Annotated in this window: 1 protein-coding gene; it reads right to left on the reverse strand. The window is 39.2% G+C overall.

The window, feature by feature from the left end; translation table 11 throughout:
* A partial coding sequence (locus AC2VE5_RS28335) for a polysaccharide pyruvyl transferase family protein (protein ID WP_486890839.1) occupies positions 1 to 1,068 on the reverse strand: 1,068 nt, incomplete at its 3' end.
* Positions 1,069 to 1,082 lie beyond the last annotated feature (14 nt).

Below are 1,082 nucleotides of genomic sequence, written 5' to 3' on the forward strand. Positions count from 1 at the left end.
GAGTTCACATCCATTGCCAAACTGCTCAGCTAACCCAGTAAACTTATTCACGTAGTATTCAGACTTGGCAAGACAAATTGCTGGCACTCCTTGCGACATGGCAAAGACTCCCGCATGATAGCTTGCTGTAACGAATATGCGACAATGCCTTATTTCTTTAATAACCTTGAGTGGGGTATCAAGAGCTTGACCTCCATCTGAGCTGTCATCATAATTCTTTAAGAGCTTTCTGATTGATTCTGGGTCATTTTCTGTCGGCCGGTTTGCTATTGGGATTGGAACTAGAGCAGCATCTTTTTCTCTAGCAAACTCCTGTATTGTTAAACGTAACTTTTCGATTACATCTTGTTCATTACCTATGTTTGAATAACCTGTTATTCGCAGATTAATTCCAATCCCGCTCCCCAGTGTTGGTGTACGAGCTGTATATACCAATTCAATAGCATCATCCCCTGTTGTTATGGTTGATTGATTTGACACCCCTAATGAATTTAGTAAAGGTAGACTAGCCTTACTCTCTCGTAGTGTTATTAAATCTAACCGTGGCAGCACTATCTTGGCTTTATGTTTCAAGTCAGAGTTCTGGAGGGGACCAATTCCCTGACCTAATATGACTGTTGGCTTATTAAGCCAGGTAGCCAAGTTAAGGATTTCTAATGTATTCGCAGCTTTACTTTGAAAACAATCTGTAATATACCCTCCACCAGATGCAATAACTAAATCTGCATCTTCAATTAGTCTGATTAATTCCTTGAAGTTACCGCTATACCTAGATAGTCTTTGTACTTTTCGTTGAAGTATAGCCTGCGTAATGTATGGTAGCTTTTTATGTAGTTTCCATTCAAGTTTTGATGCTATTTCCACAGCCCTTTTGCTCTTTAAAGCTTTTTCTAAATAAGCTGATAAGATAGAAAACTTCATATTTGAGTGAGCTGGTATTAATGGAATTGCTTCTGGGCAATACTTTTCTAACAAGTCAGGTCTACTTGTAAAAATCTGAATTGCTGCCTCAGGCCAGAGATTTCTTAATCGTGACACTGTAACTTGTAACATTGCCAGATCGCCCATATTGGTGAGCCTAT

The sequence above is a fragment of the Aliterella sp. E5.1 genome (genome assembly GCF_057473825.1).